General features: G+C 72.8%; 17 protein-coding genes. 9 read left to right on the top strand and 8 right to left on the bottom strand.

Features of this window, described 5'->3' with window-relative positions; translation table 11 throughout:
• Nucleotides 1-122 precede the first annotated feature (122 nt).
• Complete coding sequence (locus FBY23_RS02775) at nt 123-1,676, bottom strand: PucR family transcriptional regulator (RefSeq protein WP_141796747.1); 1,554 nt, start codon at nt 1,674-1,676, stop codon at nt 123-125.
• 89 nt (nt 1,677-1,765) lie between these two features.
• Between FBY23_RS02775 and FBY23_RS02770 the strand changes: the two genes are divergently transcribed.
• Together FBY23_RS02770 and FBY23_RS02765 are read left to right on the top strand one after the other, a co-directional pair.
• Complete coding sequence (locus tag FBY23_RS02770) at nt 1,766-3,253, top strand: CoA-acylating methylmalonate-semialdehyde dehydrogenase (protein ID WP_141796746.1); 1,488 nt, start codon at nt 1,766-1,768, stop codon at nt 3,251-3,253.
• A 5-nt stretch (nt 3,254-3,258) separates the two neighbouring features.
• Nucleotides 3,259-4,647, top strand: a complete 1,389-nt coding sequence (locus FBY23_RS02765) for an aspartate aminotransferase family protein (protein ID WP_141796745.1) — start codon at nt 3,259-3,261, stop codon at nt 4,645-4,647.
• Between the two features lie 126 nt (nt 4,648-4,773).
• On the opposite strand, the gene FBY23_RS02760 is transcribed toward FBY23_RS02765, so the two are convergent.
• The 3 genes from FBY23_RS02760 to FBY23_RS02750 form a co-directional block, all read right to left on the bottom strand.
• Nucleotides 4,774-5,574 carry a PadR family transcriptional regulator gene (locus tag FBY23_RS02760; protein ID WP_141796744.1) on the bottom strand — a complete coding sequence of 267 codons (801 nt, stop codon included), beginning with the start codon at nt 5,572-5,574 and terminating at the stop codon, nt 4,774-4,776.
• Between the two features lie 129 nt (nt 5,575-5,703).
• On the bottom strand, nt 5,704-7,704 hold the full coding sequence (locus FBY23_RS02755; protein WP_141796743.1) for an Ig-like domain-containing protein: 2,001 nt from the start codon (nt 7,702-7,704) through the stop codon (nt 5,704-5,706).
• 160 nt (nt 7,705-7,864) lie between these two features.
• Nucleotides 7,865-9,862 carry a M3 family metallopeptidase gene (locus FBY23_RS02750; RefSeq protein ID WP_141796742.1) on the bottom strand — a complete coding sequence of 666 codons (1,998 nt, stop codon included), beginning with the start codon at nt 9,860-9,862 and terminating at the stop codon, nt 7,865-7,867.
• Nucleotides 9,863-10,221: 359 nt separating this feature from the next.
• Between FBY23_RS02750 and FBY23_RS02745 the strand changes: the two genes are divergently transcribed.
• The 6 genes from FBY23_RS02745 to FBY23_RS02720 all read left to right on the top strand — a co-directional run bounded on the left by FBY23_RS02745 (nt 10,222) and on the right by FBY23_RS02720 (nt 15,689).
• A complete protein-coding gene (locus FBY23_RS02745) occupies nt 10,222-10,752 on the top strand; it encodes a TasA family protein (protein WP_141796741.1) in 531 nt (176 codons plus the stop codon).
• 2 nt (nt 10,753-10,754) lie between these two features.
• Nucleotides 10,755-11,309, top strand: coding sequence for a signal peptidase I (locus FBY23_RS02740; RefSeq protein WP_141796740.1), 555 nt, complete (start codon nt 10,755-10,757; stop codon nt 11,307-11,309).
• 174 nt (nt 11,310-11,483) lie between these two features.
• Nucleotides 11,484-13,286, top strand: coding sequence for an Ig-like domain-containing protein (locus FBY23_RS02735; protein ID WP_141796739.1), 1,803 nt, complete (start codon nt 11,484-11,486; stop codon nt 13,284-13,286).
• A complete protein-coding gene (locus tag FBY23_RS02730; protein ID WP_141796738.1) occupies nt 13,286-13,681 on the top strand; it encodes a hypothetical protein in 396 nt (131 codons plus the stop codon). The genes FBY23_RS02735 and FBY23_RS02730 overlap by 1 nt, the downstream gene beginning before the upstream one ends.
• Entirely contained in the window at nt 13,671-14,408 is a 738-nt protein-coding gene (locus tag FBY23_RS02725; protein ID WP_141796737.1) for a response regulator transcription factor, read from the top strand. Before FBY23_RS02730 ends, FBY23_RS02725 begins: the two co-directional genes overlap by 11 nt.
• Nucleotides 14,409-14,414: 6 nt before the next feature.
• Complete coding sequence (locus FBY23_RS02720; protein WP_141796736.1) at nt 14,415-15,689, top strand: HAMP domain-containing sensor histidine kinase; 1,275 nt, start codon at nt 14,415-14,417, stop codon at nt 15,687-15,689.
• On the opposite strand, the gene FBY23_RS02715 is transcribed toward FBY23_RS02720, so the two are convergent.
• The 3 genes from FBY23_RS02715 to FBY23_RS02705 all read right to left on the bottom strand — a co-directional run bounded on the left by FBY23_RS02715 (nt 15,661) and on the right by FBY23_RS02705 (nt 17,680).
• Nucleotides 15,661-16,911, bottom strand: coding sequence for an RNA polymerase sigma factor (locus FBY23_RS02715; protein ID WP_141796735.1), 1,251 nt, complete (start codon nt 16,909-16,911; stop codon nt 15,661-15,663). The genes FBY23_RS02720 and FBY23_RS02715 overlap by 29 nt on opposite strands.
• Entirely contained in the window at nt 16,908-17,258 is a 351-nt protein-coding gene (locus FBY23_RS02710) for a YciI family protein (protein ID WP_141796734.1), read from the bottom strand. The genes FBY23_RS02715 and FBY23_RS02710 overlap by 4 nt, the downstream gene beginning before the upstream one ends.
• 122 nt (nt 17,259-17,380) lie before the next feature.
• Nucleotides 17,381-17,680 carry a DUF1905 domain-containing protein gene (locus FBY23_RS02705; protein WP_141796733.1) on the bottom strand — a complete coding sequence of 100 codons (300 nt, stop codon included), beginning with the start codon at nt 17,678-17,680 and terminating at the stop codon, nt 17,381-17,383.
• Nucleotides 17,681-17,746: 66 nt separating this feature from the next.
• Here FBY23_RS02705 and FBY23_RS02700 point away from each other — a divergent pair, with 66 nt between their 5' ends.
• Nucleotides 17,747-19,036, top strand: coding sequence for an MFS transporter (locus FBY23_RS02700; protein ID WP_260805705.1), 1,290 nt, complete (start codon nt 17,747-17,749; stop codon nt 19,034-19,036).
• On the opposite strand, the gene FBY23_RS02695 is transcribed toward FBY23_RS02700, so the two are convergent.
• Nucleotides 19,003-19,665 (bottom strand): TetR/AcrR family transcriptional regulator, encoded by a 663-nt coding sequence (locus FBY23_RS02695; protein WP_141796732.1) that lies wholly within the window; start codon nt 19,663-19,665, stop codon nt 19,003-19,005. The two genes, FBY23_RS02700 and FBY23_RS02695, sit on opposite strands and share 34 nt — an antisense overlap.
• Between the last annotated feature and the right edge of the window lie 88 nt (nt 19,666-19,753).

The raw sequence follows: 19,753 nt of genomic DNA, 5'->3' as shown, positions 1-19,753 counted from the left end.
GTGGTGCGATCGCAAGGCGCGGGCGCGACGACGTGCTCGCTCGCCCTCCGAGCGTCCGCAACGCAGCGAGCGCGCCGCTGGGGTGACGCGTAGTAGCCAGCCATCGGTGGATCAGGGCGAAGCTAAGCCATCACCTCGCGCGCGAGCAGCGCCACGTGCAGGGCGAGCACGTTCTCCGGATCGGCCAGGTCGATGTCGACGACCTGGCCGATCCGCTGCAACCGGGCGTAGAGCGCCGGTCGCGAGATGTGGCAGAGCTCGGCGGTGCGCACCTTGTTGCCGCCCGTGCGGCAGTACGCCGCCAGCGTGGTCGTGAGCTGCTCACCGGTTCGGGCGTCGTGGGCCAGGAGAGTGCCGAGCTCGCGCTCGACGTACTGCTGCACGCGGGGGTCGTGGCGCAGCAGGTGGAGCAGGCCGCGCAGCCGCAGGTCGTAGAGGCGCACCGCCCGCGGCGGGTCGGTGGGCGCCGCCGAGTCGGCGACGACGAGCGCCTCGCGCACGCTACCGCCGGACCCGGCGACGTCGTCGACGGCCGAGCCGACGCCGAGGACCAGCCGCGCGCCGGTGCGGGCCAGCCGCTCGACCAGCCGGTCGGTGAGGACGTCGACGGCGCCAGCGGCGTGCGCGACCAGCGCGACCACCCGCTCGTCGTCGACGGGTCCGACCAGGCCGCTGGTACGTCGTACCCGCAGCTCGTCGAGCAGGTCCGAGGCCACGCCGCGCAGCTCGTCGGCGCTGCCCGGTCGCGGCAGCCGCACGACCAGCCCGGTGACGTGGCGGCCCTTCCAGCGCAGCCCGAGCGAGGTCAGCCGGGCCGCGAGGTGGGGCACGTCGACGCCGGCGGCGAGCTCGGTCAGCAGGGTGCGGTGGGCCTGGAGCTCGAGGCTCTGGGCGTCGCGGTCGATCAACCGGCCCATCGCAAGCGCGGTCGCGCCGCGCTCGAGGAGCATCCGCTGACGCGCGGTCAGCTCCCCGTCGGCGGCGTCGGCGAGCAGGACCAGGCGGCCGAACCGACCGGGCTCCGGGCCGACGTCGACCGCCGCGTCGGTGCCGAGCATCCGGGCACTGCGCGAGCGCCGCTCCCAGTCCCCGATCACGGCGTCGTGGTCGCGGCCGGCGGCGTTGTAGGCGATCACGTGGTGGACCAGGTTCTCGAAGACCACCGGCCGGTCGGCCATCTCGGCCACCAGGTCGACGACCTGCTGCGGACGGGCGCGGCCGAGGGTGAGCCGGGTGAACGCGCGGTGCGCCTCCTCGGAGGCCTCCAGCTCGGTCATCTGCGCGTTCACGACGATCTGGTGGACCGCCTGCGTGACCGCCACGAACGAGGTCTCCCGGCGGAACGCGATCAGCGGCAGGTCGTGCTCCTCGGCCGCCTCGACGAGGACGTCCGGGAGCCGGTCGGTGTAGCGCCGGCCGAGCTCGATGGCGAGCCCGGCGAGCCCCACCTCGGCGAGCCCCGCGACGTACTGGCGCAGGCCGCGGTCGGTCGACGGCAGCAGGATGCCGGTGTTGAGCAGCAGCTCGTCGCCCTGGAGGAGCGGCGCGATGTCGGCCAGCTCGGCGACGTGCACCCATCGGATCGCCCGCTGCAGGCGCCCCGCGCCGGCCAGCACGACCGGGTCCCCGCGTCGTACCTCTGGCAGGGCCAGTACCTCGGCCAGCGTGGGCAGCATCCGTGTCCTTCCAGTCTGTAAAGTCGTTGGGCGATACCGTGACAGATTGATGCTACTCAGCGGCCGGTCCGGGCGCCTACCTTCGGGCCATGAGCACGATCAGCCACTGGATCGACGGCGCCGCTGTGGCCGTCGCCGACGCCCGCACCCAGCCCGTCTACAACCCCGCCACCGGTGAGGTCACCGGCGAGCTCCAGCTCGCCGACACCGCCCTGGTCGACCGGGCCGTCGCCTCGGCGTCGGCCGCCGCGGCCGCGTGGAGCCGCTCGAGCCTCGCGCGTCGTACCCAGGTGCTGTTCGCGTTCCGCGAGCTGGTCCGCAGCCACGCCGACGAGCTGGCCGCCGCCATCACCGCCGAGCACGGCAAGGTCCTCGACGACGCGGCCGGCGAGGTCGCCCGCGGCCTCGACAACGTCGACTACGCCGTCGGCATCGCCGAGCACCTCAAGGGCAGCTACTCCTCCGAGGTCAGCACCGGCATCGACGTACGCACCGTGCGCGAGGCGCTCGGCGTCGTCGTCGGCATCACGCCCTTCAACTTCCCGGCCATGGTGCCGCTGTGGATGTGCACCACGGCGATCGCGGCCGGCAACGCGTTCATCCTCAAGCCGAGCGAGCGCGACCCCTCGGCGTCCCTCCTGCTCGCCGAGCTGTGGAAGCAGGCCGGCCTGCCGGACGGCGTGTTCACCGTCGTCCAGGGCGACGCCACGGCCGTCCAGTCGCTGATCGACCACGAGGACGTCGCGGCCGTCAGCTTCGTCGGCTCCACCCCGGTCGCGAAGTCCGTCTACGAGTCGGGCACCCGCGCCGGCAAGCGGGTCCAGGCCCTCGGCGGCGCCAAGAACCACATGGTCGTCCTGCCCGACGCCGACCTCGGCATGGCGGCGGACGCGGCCGTGTCGGCGGCGTACGGATCCGCGGGCGAGCGCTGCATGGCGGTCTCCGTGCTGGTCGCGGTCGGCGACGTCGCCGACCAGCTGATCAAGGAGATCACCGTCCGCGCCAACGACATCGTGATCGGCGACGGCACCATCGCGGGCACCGGGATGGGCCCGCTCATCACCGAGGCGCACCGCGACCGGGTGGCCGGGTACGTCGACGCCGGCTCCGCCGCCGGCGCGACCGTCGTCCTCGACGGCCGGCAGTCCGAGCTCCCGGCGTCCGGCTTCTTCCTCGGCCCCTCGCTGATCGACCACGTGTCGGAGGACATGTCGGTCTACCGCGACGAGATCTTCGGCCCGGTGCTGTCGGTCGTGCGGGTCGACACCTTCGACGAGGCGATCGCGCTGATCAACCGCAACGAGTACGCCAACGGCGTCGCGCTGTTCACCCGCGACGGCGGCGCGGCCCGCCAGTTCGAGCGCGACATCGAGGTCGGCATGGTCGGCGTCAACGTGCCGATCCCCGTCCCCGTCGCGCACCACTCGTTCGGCGGCTGGAAGAACTCGCTGTTCGGCTCGCACCACATGTACGGCCCCGAGGGCCTGGCGTTCTTCACCCGCGCCAAGGTCGTCACCTCCCGCTGGCCCGACCCGGCGACCTCGACGGTCGACCTCGGCTTCCCGCGGAACCGGTGACCACGATGACCCTCCTCGACCCCGCCACCAGCTCGTCGGCCGACTCGCCGGCCGACTCCCTCGCCGCGAGCGTCGTCGCCGACGACCGCGCGCACGTCTTCCACTCCTGGTCCGCGCAGGACAGGATCAGCCCGCTCCCGGTCGCCGGCGGCGAGGGGTCGCGGTTCTGGGACTACGAGGGCCGCAAGTACCTCGACTTCTCCTCGCAGCTGGTCAACCTCAACCTCGGCTACCAGCACCCCGCACTGGTGGCGGCCATCCAGGAGCAGGCCGCCCGGCTGTGCATGGTGCAGCCGGCGTTCGCCAACGACGTACGCGGCGAGGCGGCACGGCTGATCGCCGAACGCGCGCCCGGCTCACTGAACCACGTCTTCTTCACCAACGGCGGCGCCGAGGCCAACGAGAACGCCATCCGGATGGCGCGGCTGCACACCGGGAAGCACAAGGTGCTCTCGACGTACCGCAGCTACCACGGCGCGACCGCCGGAGCGATCGCGCTGACCGGCGACCCGCGGCGCTGGCCCTCCGAGCCGTCGATCCCCGGATCGGTGCACTTCTGGGGGCCCTACACCTACCGCTCGGCCTTCCACTCCACCTCGGAGGCCGAGGAGGGCGGGCGTGCCCTCCAGCACCTGGCCGACACGATCATGGTCGAGGGGCCCGCAACCATCGCGGCGATCATCCTCGAGACGGTCGTCGGCACGAACGGCATCCTGGTGCCGCCGCCGGGCTACCTGGCCGGCGTACGCGAGCTGTGCGACCGGCACGGCATCGTGCTCATCGCGGACGAGGTGATGGCGGGCTTCGGGCGCTGCGGCGAGTGGTTCGCGATCGACCACTGGGGCGTCGTACCGGACCTGATCACGTTCGCCAAGGGCGTGAACTCCGGGTACGTGCCGCTGGGCGGCGTGGTGATCTCGGAGTCGATCTTCGACACCTTCCGCGAGCGCGCCTACCCGGGCGGGCTCACCTACTCCGGCCACCCGCTGGCCTGCGCGGCCGCCGTCGCGTCGATCCGCGTCATGTCCGACGGGGTGCTCGACCACGTCACGGCGATGGGTCGCGACGTGATCGGGCCGCGGCTGGCCGAGCTCGCGGAGAAGCACCCCTCGGTCGGCGACGTACGCGGCCTCGGCATGTTCTGGGCGATCGAGCTGGTCCGCGACCGCGCGACCCGCGAGCCGCTCGTCCCCTTCAACGCCGCCGGCCCCGACGCCGAGCCGATGGCCCGGTTCACCGCCGCCTGCAAGGAGCGGGGACTGTGGCCGTTCGTCCACTTCAACCGCACCCACGTCGCCCCTCCGTGCACCACCTCGCGCGAGGAGCTGCTCGAGGGGCTCGCCATCCTCGACCAGGCGCTCACCGTGGCGGACGAGTACTACACCGGCTCCTGAGGTCCGCCGACCCGGCGCGAAGTGCCGCCGAAAACGGGCCGACCCGGCACAAAGTGTCTTTTCGCAAAGACACTTCGCGCCGGGTCGGCGTTGTTTTCAGGACACTTTGTGCCGGGTCGGCGTGGATCAGGAGTCAGTTTCGGCCGGGTCGGCGGGGTCCTCGGGGTCGGTGGCCGGGGTGGGGCCGTCGGCGAGGATTCCGTAGAGGCTGCGGCGGGCCTCGACGAGTACGTCGACCGCGGCCCGGCGCTGGGCGTCGGAGCCGGCGGTGACGATCTGCCAGACCGCGCCCATGACCTGGCCGATCTCGGCCTTCAGGTCGGCATGGCCCTGGTCGGCGGGGCCGGCCTGGGCCTTCTCGCGCGAGCGGTCGAAGGGCGCCCAGACGGCGGCGAGCTCGTCGGCGTGCTCCTCGCACCAGGCCGCGCCCGCGGCGGTGAGCCGCATCGCGCGGCGACCGCGGGCCTCGTCGATCTCGACCAGGTCCTCGTCCTGGAGCTGCTGGACGGTCGGGTAGACCGAGCCGGGGCTCGGCTTCCACACGCCGCCGCTGCGGTCGGTGATCGCCTGGATCACCTGGTAGCCGTTCGGCGACTCCTCGCGCTTGTTGGCGTCGCGGAGCACGTCGAGGATGGCCGAGCGGACGTCGCCGCGGCGTACCCGCGGGCCGCGGCCCGGCTCGGGACGGCCCATGCCGAACAGGCCGGCGAGCCACGGCGGCGGCATGCCCGGTCCGCCCGGACCGAAGCCGGGGCCTCCGTGGCGGCCCCGGCCGCGGCCGGGCTCGCCCCACTCCCAGCCGGCCCAGGCACCGCCCCAGGGCCCGGGGCCGCCGCCGCGGTTGCGGCGCTGGAAGCCCCGGGGCTCGGAGCGACCCCAGGGGTCGCGGTCGTCGTACGGACGTGAGTTCTCGTGGTGGTGTCCCATGGCGGGACCTCCTTCGGTTGCGGGGACCTCGTGAGCCCCGGTTCGGTTCGAGATATCGCGAGAACAGTTCGTGTTCGTATCGCGATATATCGCAACCGTACGCGATGAAGGAGTCCGGTTCAAGGGCTTTCAGCACACGACGGCCACCACCGTCCCGCGTCCGCCCTGGTCGAGGGAGCCGTACGACGACGTCCGCACGACCACGATCCGGGCGATCGTGCCGGTGATCGTCGAGCCCGCACTGGTCACCCTGCTGGTCACGAGGGTGCCCATGTAGCTCGGCACCGTGGCCGGCGGTGCCCCGCTGTTGCCGGGCTTCGCGGCATAGGTGAACGTGCCGCCGCAGCGCGGCGGGTTGCCGGGCGCGGTCGCGAAGCCCTTGAAAGCGCTCGGGGCCAGCCCGCCGCTGAGGCTGTTCACCTGGTTCCAGGAGGGGTCGTAGAACCGCACCGCCGCACCGGTCGTCGTACCGCGGTCGCCCACGACGAACCCACCGCGACTGGGGAACGCGAACAGGATCGTGTCGGCGGCGTCGGTCGAGGCGAGGTAGTACGGGTCCTGCGCGAAGCTCGCCGTGATCGTGCCCGGGCCGAGCGGCTGCGCGACCGAGCCGATGTCGCACGCGGCGGCGCCGGTCGCGTCGGTGAGCCCGGTGCAGGTCTGCGCGCTCGCCCCGCTGCCGAGGGTGAACACGACGCTCCGGCCCGCCAGCACGGGAGCCCCGTCGTCCTCGGTCAGCCGCGCCGACGCATGGGCGGTGCTGCCGTTCAGGATCACCGTGTCGCCGGTGTAGTCGAGCGACGTCTGCTCGCGGGTCACCGTGAAGGTCGTGCTGTCCGTGCTGGGCTGCGTGCTCGCGTCGCCGTCGTAGGTGGCGCCGGCCGTGTAGGCGCCGGCCGCCTCCTGCGGCGTGATCGAGCAGGTCGCCCGGCCGCTCGCGTCGGTCGTCGCGTCGCAGGTCTCGGCGCCCATCGTCAGGTGTACGACGGCGCCCGGGACCGGCGTGCCACCGGTGGTGCGGGTCAGCGTGGCGCCGAGGAGGGCCGGGTCGTGGAAGTCGCCGGTCGTCGCGCCGTCGTACGTCAGCGTGGTCCGGACCCGCTCGACCGTCTGGTCCACCGATCCCGCGCTGCCGTTGAAGCGGTCGTCGCCGGAGGTGTAGGAAGCGGTGACGGTGTGCGTGCCGACGGCGAGGTCGGACGTCGAGACCGAGGTCCGGCCCGAGCCGTCGACGCCCTGGGGTACGCCGATCGGCGAGCCGTCGGCGCTGAACTGGACGGTGCCACCGGGGTTCCCGGCGCCCGGCGCCACCGCCGTGACCTGCGCCGTGAAGGTGACGGACCGCCCGAGCTCGGACGGGTTCGCCGACGACGTGACGCCCGTGTGCGTGTCGGCGGCCTGCACCACCTGGCCACCAGCCAGGGTGCCGTCGCTGCCGAGCGTGTCGGCGTTGACGCTGGTGAAGGTCGCGGTGATCGCGTGCGCGCCGACCGCGAGCGACCCGGTCGCGACGGAGGCGTGCCCGGTCGCGTCGACGGCGACCGGTCCGCCGACGTCGGCGCCGTCCGCCCGGAACTGCACCGACCCGGCCACGGCTCCGCCGGCCTGGCGGGCGACCGCGGCGGTGAAGGTCACCGACTGCCCGAAGCGGGAGGGGTTCACGGAGGAGCCGATCGCCGTGCTGCTGGGGCTGGCCGGCGGTGGGTTGACGTGCTGACCGACGCTCGGCGGGATCGGGCAGGGTCCCGACGGCCCGACCAGGACGGCGTACACGTCGTGATCGCCGACGCTCAGGTCGCTGGTCGTGAACTCGACGTCGTTGTTGTCCTTGGTCAGCTCGGGGAGCAGAACGGCCGTGCCGAGGACGTGCCCCAGGACCGGAAGGCCGTCGAAGAAGGTCACGAGTCCGGACGGCGACGGCGGCACGTCCTCGGGAAGCCGGGCCGCGGCGAAGAACCGGAAGGTGGCCGGCTCGCCGTACGTGCTCGGGTTGGTCCTGGCCTGCAGGGTGCAGTCGGTGGTGGGTCCACTGGCCGACGCCGGCGGGGACAGCGGGCCGGTGACGAGGGCGCCGCCGAGGAGCAGCGCGAGCAGGATCCTGATCGGGGAGAGCAGCCGGTTCGGGGACATGTCTCGATGGTCGGCCGGGTCGCGGGGACCCGGAATGGTCAGGACGGACTAGGCGCCGCGCGCGTGCTTGTAACTAAGTGTTACAGCGCCGATTTGGGGCCAATGGGGCGCAAGTGGTGGATAACCGTGCCGTAACACTTAGTTACAAGGGGCCGCCGCATCACCGCGCCAGCCACGCCGCGTACGACGTGAACGAGCTCGGCCGGCCGAGGAAGTCCGCGACCAGGTCGGCCGCGTCGCCGGAACCGCCGGGCACGAGGACGGCGTCGCGGTAGCGCCGCGCAGTGTCGATGGCGGCGGGGCTGAACAGGTCGCCTGTGCCGTCGGGGTCGAAGGCGCTGAACATGTCCTTCGCGATCACCAGCGACCACATGTAGGTGTAGTAGCCCGAGCTGTAGCCGCCGAGGTGGCCGAAGCTGGCGAACATGTGGGTGCCGGGCAGGTACGGCAGGGCGGCGTACCTCGCCTGGAGCTGGATCATCCGGTCGGTGAGGTCGGGAGCGTCCGCGCCGTGCACGCGGTCGGCGTGGAACCAGTACGACATGGCGGCGTAGAACATCTGGGTGCGGGCGTAGATGCCCTTGCCGTAGTCGTCGGCGGCGCGCATCGCGGCGACCAGGTCGGCGGGGATCGGGTCGCCGGCGGCGTCAGTCGCGAAGGTGCGCAGCACGTCGGCGTGCCAGGCCCACTCCTCGAGCATCTGGCTCGGCGCCTCGACGAAGTCCCACTCGGTGGCGACGCCGGCGAAGCGGAACCAGTCGCCGTGACCGCCGAGGACGTGGTGCAGCAGGTGGCCGAACTCGTGGAACAGCGTGACGACGTGGTCGTGCTCCATCAGCCCGCGCGCGAAGTTGCACACCAGCACGCCTTCCGGCAGCTGCTCGCCGCGCACGCCGTCGGTCAGCGTGAACTGTGCGGCGTGCTTGTACTTGCCCTCGCGGGGGTGCAGGTCGAGGTGGATCCGCCCGATCCGGGTTTCGAGGCTCGTCGCTGGCGCTCCTCGCACCTCAACCTCCGGGGATGCGGTGCGGAAGACGTCGTACGCCGTGACGTCCTCGTGCCACACGGGTACGTCGACCTGCTCGTAGCGCAGGCCGAACAGCCGCCCGGTGACGGCCAGCAGCCCGTCGCGCACCTTGGCGAAGTCGAAGTAGGTGCGCACCCGCTGGGAGTCGACGTCGTACCTCTCGGCGCGGACCAGCTCGGCGTAGTGGTTGTAGTCGTAGCCGGGGACCTCGGTCGCGTCGGGGAAGTCGCGGCGATAGCGCTCGAGCAGCTGGGCGAGGTCGCGGCGCATCGGCTCCTCGGCGGCCTCGACGATCCGCTCGATGAACGCGGGGATGGCGGGGCCGTCACCGATCATCTTCACGTCGGCGTCGTACGACGGCCAGTCGGCGTACCCGACGGTCGTGGCGAGCTCGTGGCGCAGCGTGAACAGCTCGGTCAGCAGCGGTTCGGTGGTCGGCCAGCCGCGGTCGAGGAAGGCGATGGTCACCTCCCGGCGCACGTCCTGGTCGCGGGCGAACATCCGCACCGGCACCGAGTCGGGATAGTCGGTGGTGACGGTGACCATGCCCTCGTCGTCGACGGGGTGGGCGGCCAGCCAGTCGTCGGGCATGCCGGCGAGGTCCTCGGGCGTGACCCGCACGGTGCGGACGTCGTCGCGGATCACCCGGCTGAACTCCTGGTCGAGCTCGGTGATCCGCTCGCGGACCTCGGCGATCCGGGCCCGAGTGGCCTCGTCCTTGTCGACGCCGGAGCGGCGGAAGTCGTCGCGCACCTTCGCCAGCACTCGCGCGGCCAGCGGGTCGTGGGCGACCGCTGCGTCGTCGATCGCCGCGAACACGTCGTACAGCTCGCGGTCCAGGCCCCAGGCGGTGCCGATCCGCTGCGCCTCCTGCTCGGCGGCGTCGGCGAGGTCGCGCACCTCGCCTGCAGGGTGCACGTTGCCGAGAAGCGATCCCGCGGCGGCCGCGTTGCCGAGGTGGCCCGCGGCCCGGTCCCACTGGCGCAGTACGGCGACCGGGTCGGTCGGCGGGTCCGCCCGGAGCGCGTCGACCAGCTCGGCCGCCCGCGCCAGCTCCGACTCGGTGCGTGCCCGGAACCACGCGGGCCAGTCGGCGGCGGACGTGGGCAGGGCGAGGGGAGCCGGCGTCATGACGCCAGCCTAGGGAAGCACTGATCAATGGCGCCGTCGCGAGCGTCGCGAGGCGCGCGCGATGGCAAGGCGCAGGCGCGAAGTCATGCTGGGCGCACGTCGAGCGTCTGCAACGCAGCCAGCGTGCGTGGATCGCGGCGCGTAGCAGGCGGGATTGATCAGTGCTTCCCTAGGGAACCCACCGGGGCGCTCGTGGCGAGCTGTGCCGAGCTGTGGAGACCTGTGGCGAGCTGTGGCGGTACCGGGGAGGTCGTGCGGGCTTCTCGTGGACCGGCTGTGGATCGCCGACGAGCAGAGTTCTGGTCATCACCACCACCGCTGCTCACGACGAGCACGACCCCCACAGGAGAAGCCCCGCCATGCGCATGTCCCGCAAGATCCTCGTCCCGCTCGCCACCCTGTCCGCCGCCGGCGCGATCGCCGTGGGCTCCGGCGCGACGTTCACGTCGCAGTCGGGCAACACGATCAGCGCGGTGACCTCGGGCACCCTGGCGCAGGCGAACTCCAAGGACGGCGGCGCGATCTTCGACCTGACCGGTCTCAAGCCGGGCGACACCCTGACCGGCACCCTGTCGCTGACCAACACCGGCAGCCTGCCGGCGTCGTTCAGCCTGACCGAGACGTCCTCGACCAACGGGTTCACCGGCGACAACCTGACCCTGGCCATCACGAACACCACGACCGGCGCGACCGTCTACAACGGCACCTTCGGCGGCCTGGTCGACGGCGCGAAGACCGACATCGGCGTGATCCAGCCGAGCGCGGTCGACACCTTCCGGTTCACCGTGAAGCTCGCCGCCACCGCGCCGAACGCCGACCAGGGCAAGGCCGCCTCGGCCGCCTACCAGTGGGACTCGGTCCAGCTCAACGGCGACAGCTACACCAACTGACCATGACCGCCACCCGTCGCGTCGCCAACGGCGCCGCCACCCTGGCGCTCGTCGCCGTCGCGCTCGCCGCGGTCGCCTTCGTGCTGCCGTCGGGCCTCGGGTTCCAGCGCTACGTCATCACGGGCGGCTCGATGACCGGGACGTACGACAAGGGCTCGGTGGTCTTCGAGCGCGAGGTCGCGGCGGCCGACCTGGAGGTCGGCGACGTCATCACCTACCAGCCGCCGGCCGCCTCGGGCGTCACCACGCTGGTGACCCACCGGATCATCCGGATCACCCGGGACGACCAGGGCAGGCAGGTGCTGCGCACCCAGGGCGACGCCAACCCGGACCCCGACCCGTGGCGGTTCTCGCTCACCTCGCAGCAGCAGCCGGTGGTCGCGTTCTCGGTGCCATACGTCGGGTACGCGCTGATCGCGCTCGCCGACCGGGACACCCGGATGCTCGTGATCGGCGTACCGGCGGGACTGGTCGCCCTGCTCAGCCTCGGGCAGCTCGTCGCTGCCCTCCGCTCTCGTCCGGACTCGACGCTGGGGGGCCGAGTCCGGACGGCCTGACGGCCACGGCCGTCGACTGGGGACAGCCGGGTCCGCGTCTGTGGGAACGCGGGCCCGGCGCCCCTCGTTTTGTGGAGATCGCGTGACCTGTCCGTGGATCTCCCGTGGCGTCGTCCTCCCTAGCGTTGAGGACGAGCCTCACCCCGTAGCCCGACCCGTCACGAAGGACGCCCCATGCGACTCCCGACCGCCCTGCGACTGGCCGTCCTCGGCCTGCTCGGCGCGTGGCTGGTCCTGGCGTCCACGACGTCCTCGGACGCGACCTTCGTGCGCTCGACGACGAACACCGCGACAGTGCGGGCCGCGGACGACTGGACGCCTCCGGCTGTCAGCCTCGCCTCGCCGGGGACGCCGGTGCAGGGCACCGTGACGCTGAGCGCGACGGTCACCGACGCGGAGTCGGCGATCACCTCCGTCGTCTTCCAGTACCTCGCGCCGGGCGCGAGCACCTGGACCACGGCCTGCACGACCGCCGCCGCGCCGTACACCTGCGCCTGGAACACCCGCGCCAGTGCCGACGGCGGCTACGACCTGCGGGTCCGCGCGGTCAACGGGGCCGGCTACTCGTCCGTCTCGGACGTCGTCAGCACGACCGTCGCCAACAACGTCCTCGTCGTGCTCGGCGACCCCGGAGACGTCGTGCGCGGCAGCGTCGCGCTCAGGTCCACCGTCTACAACGGCGGCCTGCTGCCGTGGCTGGTCACGGTCCAGTACACGACCAACGGCGGCACCAGCTGGAAGACGCTGTGCAGCGGGCTGAGCGCGCCGTTCACCTGCACCTGGTCGACGACCGGCTTCGCCAACGACTCCTTCGACCTGCGGGCCGTCGCCACCTCGGGGCTGTCCTCGGCCACCTCGGCCGTCGTCAGCGACGTGCTCGTCGACAACGCCGCGCCCACGGTCGCGATGGTCGACCCCGGCACTCCCCTCAGCGGTACGGCGACCTTCGCCGCCACCGCGAGCGACGCGGGCTCGGGCGTGCAGCAGGTCGTGCTGCAGTACGCCCCGGCCGGCGGCGGCTTCCAGAGCCTGTGCGTGCTGACGGTGGACCCCTGGTCCTGCCGCTTCGCGACGACCTCGCTGGCCGACGGCAGCTACGCCTTCCGGGCGGTGGCGACCGACGTGGCCGGCAACATCGCGACCTCCGCGGCCGTGACCGGCCGGGTCGTCGACAACACCGTCTCCTCGGTGTCCCTCGACGACCCGGGCGCCTTCCTGTCCGGCCGGGCGACGATCACGGCCCAGGGCAGCTCGACCGCGGGCGTGACCTCGGTCCGGGTCCAGTACGCCGCGACCGGGACGTCCACCTGGACCGACATCTGCACCGCCGCCGCGGCGCCGTACTCCTGCGCCTGGGACACCACCGCGGTCCCGAACGGCTCCTACGACCTGCGCGCCGTGCTGACCGACGGCCGGGGCGCGACGGTCACCTCGGCGGTGCTCAGCGCTCGCAAGGTGGACAACAGCCGGCTCCGCGCCGTCGACGTGCAGAGCGCCAACGGCGAGGGCACCGCCGGCCGGGTCGACGCCGGCGACACGCTGACCCTGACCTACAGCGACGTCGTCGCCCCCGGCACCATCAGCGCCGGGTGGACCGGCGCCGCCCTTCCGGTGACCCTGCGGCTGCGCGACGGCAACCTGCTCGGCGGCACCAGCAAGAGCGACGCGATCGACGTGCTCCGCAACGGCTCCACCGTGCAGCTCGGCTCGGTCGGACTGCGCGAGGACTACGTCAAGGGACGCAAGACCGCGCTGTTCAACGCCACGATGACCACGACCACACTCACCGTGGACGGGGTGGACCGCACGGTCGTGACGATCACCGTCGGGTCGCTGGCGAGCGGCAACGGCCTGCGCACCGTGACGACGCCCTCGACGATGGTGTGGACGCCGTCGACGGCGGTGCTGGCCACGACCGGCGGTGCCTGCGCGGCGACCCCGGTCTCCGAGTCCGGCACAGCCGACCGGGAGTTCTGATGGGTGCACCCACCCGTGGCTCGTGGACGGCGGCGGCGCTCACCGCGGCGCTCGGCCTCGGCCAGGCGTGGTGGGCGCTCGGCGGCGACCACGTCGCGACGAGCGCGCTGGTCCTCGCCCCGCTCAGCCTGCTCGCCGCGGCCGCGCTGGCCCGGGTCAACTGCCTCGAGACGCGGCTGGCCGTGGTCCTCGTCGTGGGCGCACCGCTGCTGCTCACCGCCCTCGCGCTCACCATCGGGCTGCCGGGGCAGCCGCGGCACGGCCTCGACCCGGCCGCGCTCGTCGGCATGGCGGTGCCGCTCGCGGTGCTGGCCGCGATCGACGCCGACCGCCGGATCCGCACCCACCGGGCACGGGTGGCCGGTTCGCGCGACGACGACCCCTATGCTCGGTGAGGTGCCTGTGCGCCTGCTGATCGTCGAGGACGACGACGCCATCGCCGCCCCGCTCGTGCGCGCGGTCCAGCGCGAGGGGTACGACGTCGACCGGGTCGCGGCCGGCCGGCCGGCGATCGACCGGGTCGCCGGCGGCGGCATCGACCTGCTGCTCCTCGACCTCGGCCTGCCCGACATGGACGGTCTCGACGTGTGCCGTCAGGTCCGGGCCGACGGCTTCGAGGGCGGCATCGTCATCCTCACCGCGCGGGCCGGTGAGCTCGACCGGGTCGTGGGCCTCGACGTCGGCGCCGACGACTACCTGGCCAAGCCGTTCAGCCTCTCCGAGCTGCTCGCGCGGGTGCGGGCCCTGCTGCGCCGCTCACACCGGCCCGCGGTGGTAGCCGACCCCGACGTGATCGCGACGCCCGCCCCCGGCCCCGCACCCACTGCGCCGGCCGCGGAGACCTTCCGACTCGACCGGGACGCCCGCCGCGCCTGGGTCGGCGGGAGCGAGCTGTCCCTGACCGCCAAGGAGTTCGACGTCCTCGCCCTGCTCGACGATCGCCGCGGCGCCGTGGTCACCCGTGAGGACCTGATGGCCCGGGTCTGGGACGAGAACTGGTTCGGGTCGACCAAGACCCTCGACACCACGGTCGGCCGGCTGCGCCAGAAGCTGGTCGACGGCGACGCCCCGATCCGGCTCGACACCGTGCGGGGCGTCGGGTTCCGGTTGGAGGAGGACTGAGCACCGATGCGTGACCGGCTGGTCCTCGCGTTCGTTGGCCTCACGATCGCCGTGATCGGCCTGTACGGCGTACCGCGGGCCTACTTCCTCGCCGACCTGGTCCGCGACCAGGCCCGCAGCGGCCTGACCGGCAGCGCGGCGGTGCTCGAGGACCTGGTCGCCGAGAGGACGCGCGGCGGCGGCGAGGTCGACGAGGACCTGCTCCGCGGGGGACTGGTGGCCGCCGACCGGGTCGAGCTGGACCGGCCGTCGGGGACGCCGATCGTGGTGGGCGACCCCGCGACCGACGCCGAGGACGTCACGGTGACGCGGCAGCTCGCCGACGGCAGCACCCTGCGGTTGAGCGTCACCGGCGATTCGATCGGCGCGAGCATCCGCGAAGCCCTGCTGCCCCTGGTCGTCCTCGGCCTGGCGCTGGCACTCGCCGCGGGGGTGCTGGGCGTGCTCATCGCCCGCCGCCTCTCGCGCCCCTTCCAGGACCTCGCCGGGTTCTCCCGCGACCTGGGGAACGGCCGGTTCGACATCGACGTGCCGACGTACGCCGTCCCGGAGGCCGACGCGATCGGCACCTCCCTGCGCGGCGCGGCCACCCGGCTCGACGACCTGGTTCGCCGGGAGCGCGAGTTCGCCGCCAACGCCTCCCACCAGCTGCGTACGCCGATCACCGCCCTTCGCCTCAACCTCGAGGACCTGACCCTGTGGCCGGAGACCGACCCCGCGGTCGCCGTCGAGCTGGAGCGCGGGCTCGGCGAGCTCGACCGGCTCAGCGGCTCGATCGACCAGCTGCTCGACCTGGCCCGCGGCCGCCGGATCGAGGCGCAGCAGGTGGTCGACCTCGTCGCCGTGGTGGAGGCGAGCGCGGCACGCTGGTCGCGGCGGCTGGCCGCGGAGTCGCGGGAGCTGGTCACCGGGCAGGTCGGGCGACGCTCGCGGACCCGGGTGCCGATCGGGCCGCTGGAGCAGGTGCTCGACGTCCTCATCGACAACGCCCGCAAGCACGGCCGCGGCACGATCAGCGTCGAGGTCCGCGACGCCGGCACCCACCTGGAGGTCGTCGTCGGCGACGAGGGCACCCCGCAGCTGGGCCCCGAGGTGTTCCGGCGCGGGGTGAGCAGCGGGACCGGCGGCTCCGAGGGGATCGGCCTGGCCGTCGCAGCGGAGCTCGCCGAGGTGTGCGGCGGCCACCTGTCGCTCGACCCGGCCTCGCCCACCACGCGGTTCGTGCTGTGGATCCCGCCGCGCGACCGGACCGTCACCCGGCCAGCTGTCCCCGCTTCCTGAGCAGGAAGGCGCGCTCGGCCTGGTTGTCGCACACGGCCAGCGCGGCGTCGTACTGCTCCCGGGCGGCGGCGCTGCGACCGAGCCGGCGCAGCAGCTCGGCGCGGGTGGCGTGCCAGGCGTGGTAGCCGTCGAGCGGCAGCCGCTCGACGATCGCGAGCGCGACCTCGGGGCCGTCGAGCTCGGCGACGGCGACCGCCCGGTTGAGCGCGACGATCGGCGACGGGTCGATGCGGGCGAGCTGGTCGTAGAGCGCGACCACCTGGGACCAGTCGGTCGCGGCGGCGGTCGGGGCGTCGGTGTGGACGGCGTTCACCGCGGCCAGGATCTGGTAGCGCCCAGGCCGGTTGGCCGCCAGGCAGGCCCGGACCAGGTCGTGGCCCTCCGCGATCAGCGCCCGGTCCCAGCCGCCGCGGTCCTGCTCCTCCAGCGGGACCAGCTCGCCGCCCCGGACCCGGGCCGTACGACGGGCCTCGGTGAGCAGCAGCATCGCCAGCAGGCCGGTGGCCTCGAGGTCGGTGGGCAGCAGCTGGTGGAGGATCCGCGCCAGCCGGATCGCCTCGCCGGTGAGCTCCGAGCGGACCGGGTCGCCGTCGCCGGAGGAGAGGTAGCCCTCGTTGAAGATCAGCAGCAGCACCGCGAGCACGGCCCCGACCCGCGAGGGCAGGTCCTCGTCCTCCGGCACCCGGTAGGGGATGTTCGCGCCCTTGATCTTGGCCTTGGCGCGGGTGATCCGCTGCGCCATCGTCGTCTCCTGGACGAGGAAGGCGCTGGCGATCTCGGCGACGGTCAGGCCGCCGAGCAGGCGCAGGGTGAGCGCGATCCGTGCCTCCGGTGCGAGCGCCGGGTGGCAGCAGGTGAAGATCAGCCGGAGCCGGTCGTCCTCGATGACGCCGGTCGGCTCGTGGGGTGTGTCGTCCTCGATCATGACGGCTGCCTGGTGCTTGCCATCGCGGAGCTTCTCGCGGCGGATGCGGTCGATCGCCCGGTTGCCGGCGGTGGTGGTGAGCCACGCGCCGGGATTGGGCGGCACGCCGTCCGCCGGCCACTTCTCGAGTGCGGTGACGAGCGCTTCCCCGGCTGCGTCCTCGGCGAGGTCGATGTCGCCGAAGCGGCGGACCAGGGAGGCGATCAGCCGGCCGTACTCGTCGCGGAAGATCCGTTCGACGGCCGCGCGGGGATCTCGTGACGGTCGCTGCGCGACCTCCTCGATCTCCGCGTTCATTCGGCCTGGAAGGGACGGACCTCGACCTTGCCCTGGCAGGCCTTGGACCCGGCGGCGGCGTACCGCATGGCGGTGTCGTGGTCGGGGACGTCGATGATCCAGAAGCCGCCGATGTGCTCCTTGGTCTCGAGGTAGGGGCCGTCGGTGACGACCGGGGCGTCGCCGGTGCCGTCGACGACGGACGCGGAGGTGACGGTCTCGAGCCCACCGCCGAACACCCAGACCCCGTCGGCCTGCAGCCCCTGGTTGAACCGGTCGGTGTCGGCGAACATCTGCTGCATCTGGTCCGGGGTGATCTGCTCGTAGTCGTCCTCGTTGCCGTGCACGGACAGCAGGTACTGCGTCATGGGGATCTCCTGGTCTCGGTCGGTGCGGGACGGCCCCGATGGCCGCCACCCACCCCCTCCACGAACGAGGGATGCTCGATACGACAGCCTCGCAACGATTTCTCTCTCAGGCCAGTTCCCCCTCAGGCCAGCCGCTCGGTCAGGTGGACCTCGACGGAGTCGCCGGCGCGCTTGCCCGACTCGACCCGCAGCGCGTTGGCGACCGGAAGCTTGTGGGTGCCGTCGCCGAGCGCCATGAAGGAGGTCTCGAAGGGCGTGCCGTCGACGGTGCCGCGGACCTTGACCCGGCCGCGGGTGCCGAACCGGTCGACCGACTCGGGCCAGATCACGTAGGTCCAGCCGCCCTTGGCGTCGCTCTCGCGCAGTGTCTCGGTGAAGGTGATGTCGAGCGGTCCGACGCCGCCCTGCTCTGGTGTGGTCATGGTGGTGTCGACCGTCGCGGCGGTGCCGATTCATCGGCGCGGGCCCACGCTCCGTAGCCTGCTCCCGTGGGAATCCGCGGGATGCTGGCCGACACCCGGCCGCTGCAGAACCCGCACTTCCGGCGGCTGTGGTCGGCCAACATCATCACCGTCGTCGGTGCCCAGCTCACGGTGGTGGCGGTGCCGGCCCAGATCTACGCCGACACCGGCTCGTCGGCGTACGTCGGCCTGACCGGTGTCTTCGGCCTGGTCCCGCTCGTGGTGTTCGGCCTGTGGGGCGGCGCGCTGGCCGACCACTTCGACCGGCGCACGATGCTGCTCGTCACGACCTGCGGGCTGATCGGCACCGCGGCGCTGTTCTGGGTGCAGGCGGCGCTGGGGATGAGCAATGTGTGGCTGCTGCTCGGGCTGTTCTCGGTGCAGCAGGCGTTCTTCGCCGTCAACCAGCCGACCCGCTCGGCGGTGCTGCCACGGCTGCTCGACGCCGAGGCGCTGCCGGCGGCCAACTCGCTCAACATGACCGTGATGCAGGCCGGCGCCATCGGCGGCCCCCTGATCGCGGGCATCCTGATCCCTTTCACCGGCTTCGCGTGGCTGTACGCCGGCGACGCGGTCTCCCTGCTCGCGACCCTGTGGGCGGTGGTCCGGCTGCCCGCCCTGCCGATCGAGGGGATCGCCACCGGGACACCCGGGCTGCGCTCGGTCATCGAGGGCATCGCCTACCTGCGCGGCCAGCCGGTGCTGATGATGTCCTTCGTCGTCGACATCATCGCGATGGTCTTCGGCATGCCCCGGGCGCTGTTCCCGGAGATCGCCCACGAGAGCTTCCTCGGCCCCGACGAGGGCGGCCTCGCCTTCGCGCTGCTGTTCGCCGGCATCCCCGCGGGTGCGGTGCTGGGCGGCGTCTTCTCCGGGTGGGTGTCGCGGATCTCGGCGCAGGGCCGGGCGGTCGTGTGGTGCATCGTCGTGTGGGGCCTGGCGATGGTCGGCTTCGGCCTCGCGGTGCTCGGCGCGGACGCGACCCCCGGGGCCGCCCGCGGGTGGCTCGTGGTCGCCGTCCTCATGCTCGTCGTCGGCGGCGCCGCCGACATGGCCTCGGCCGCCTTCCGCACCTCGATGCTGCAGACCGCGGCCGCCGACGAGGTCCGCGGACGGCTGCAGGGCATCTTCGTCGTGGTCGTCGCCGGCGGCCCGCGGATCGCCGACGTCGCGCACGGCGCCACCGCCGCCATGGTCGGTACGGCGACCGCGGCAGCGGGCGGCGGCGTGCTGGTGGTCGTGCTGGTGGTCGTGGCGGCGCTCGCCGTGCCGACGTTCGTGCGCTACCGGGTGGTCTCCCCCGCGCCGCGCCCCTGACGCCCAGCCAGGGCCGAGCGCGCCTTCCTGGCCCGGACCGCTTCCAGTGGCGGCTCCACGAACGCCACCATGTCCGGCACGATGTCGACCAGCTGCTCGACCCGGCCCTCGTCGATCTCGTGGTAGAGCATCGTCGACAGCGCTCCCACGATGCCGCTGAAGAGCTGCTCGCTGACCTCGTCGGACAGCTCGTCGAGCAGCGTACGGAAGCCGGCCACCACCTCGAAGTGGCGGCGACGCGCCACGTCGCCGGCGGCCCAGACCTCCATGATGCACAGGGTGGCGAACGCCGGGCTGCGGGCGACGGCCTCGGCCAGCGCCGTCAGTCCCCTGACCACGCGCTCGTGCCAGGTCCCGTCCGGTCCGATCGCCTCGCCCACGTCGTTCATCAACACCGCGACGCCCGTCTCGTAGGCCGCCGAGAACGCGTCGGCCTTGTCGGCGAAGAGCTCGTAGAACGTCTTTCGCGAGACCCCGGCGCGCTGGATGATGTCGGCCACCGAGGTGTCGACATACCCGCGCTCGGCCATGCACAGCGCCGTGGCCGAGAGCAGGCGGCGCCGCTGGTCCTCGCGAACCTGCTCCGGCGTCAGACCGTGTCTCCCGGTCGGCAGTTGATCGGCCCCCATGGGCCGATCATACGAACGACGACCGGTCCCGACCCGGGACCTTGGTCCCAGGCGCGGGACAGGGTCGCCGCAACTCTCGGTGCAACTC

It is taken from the genome of Nocardioides sp. SLBN-35, from assembly GCF_006715725.1.
Classification (GTDB): domain Bacteria; phylum Actinomycetota; class Actinomycetes; order Propionibacteriales; family Nocardioidaceae; genus Nocardioides.
This window is presented reverse-complemented; position numbering and strand designations above follow the sequence as displayed.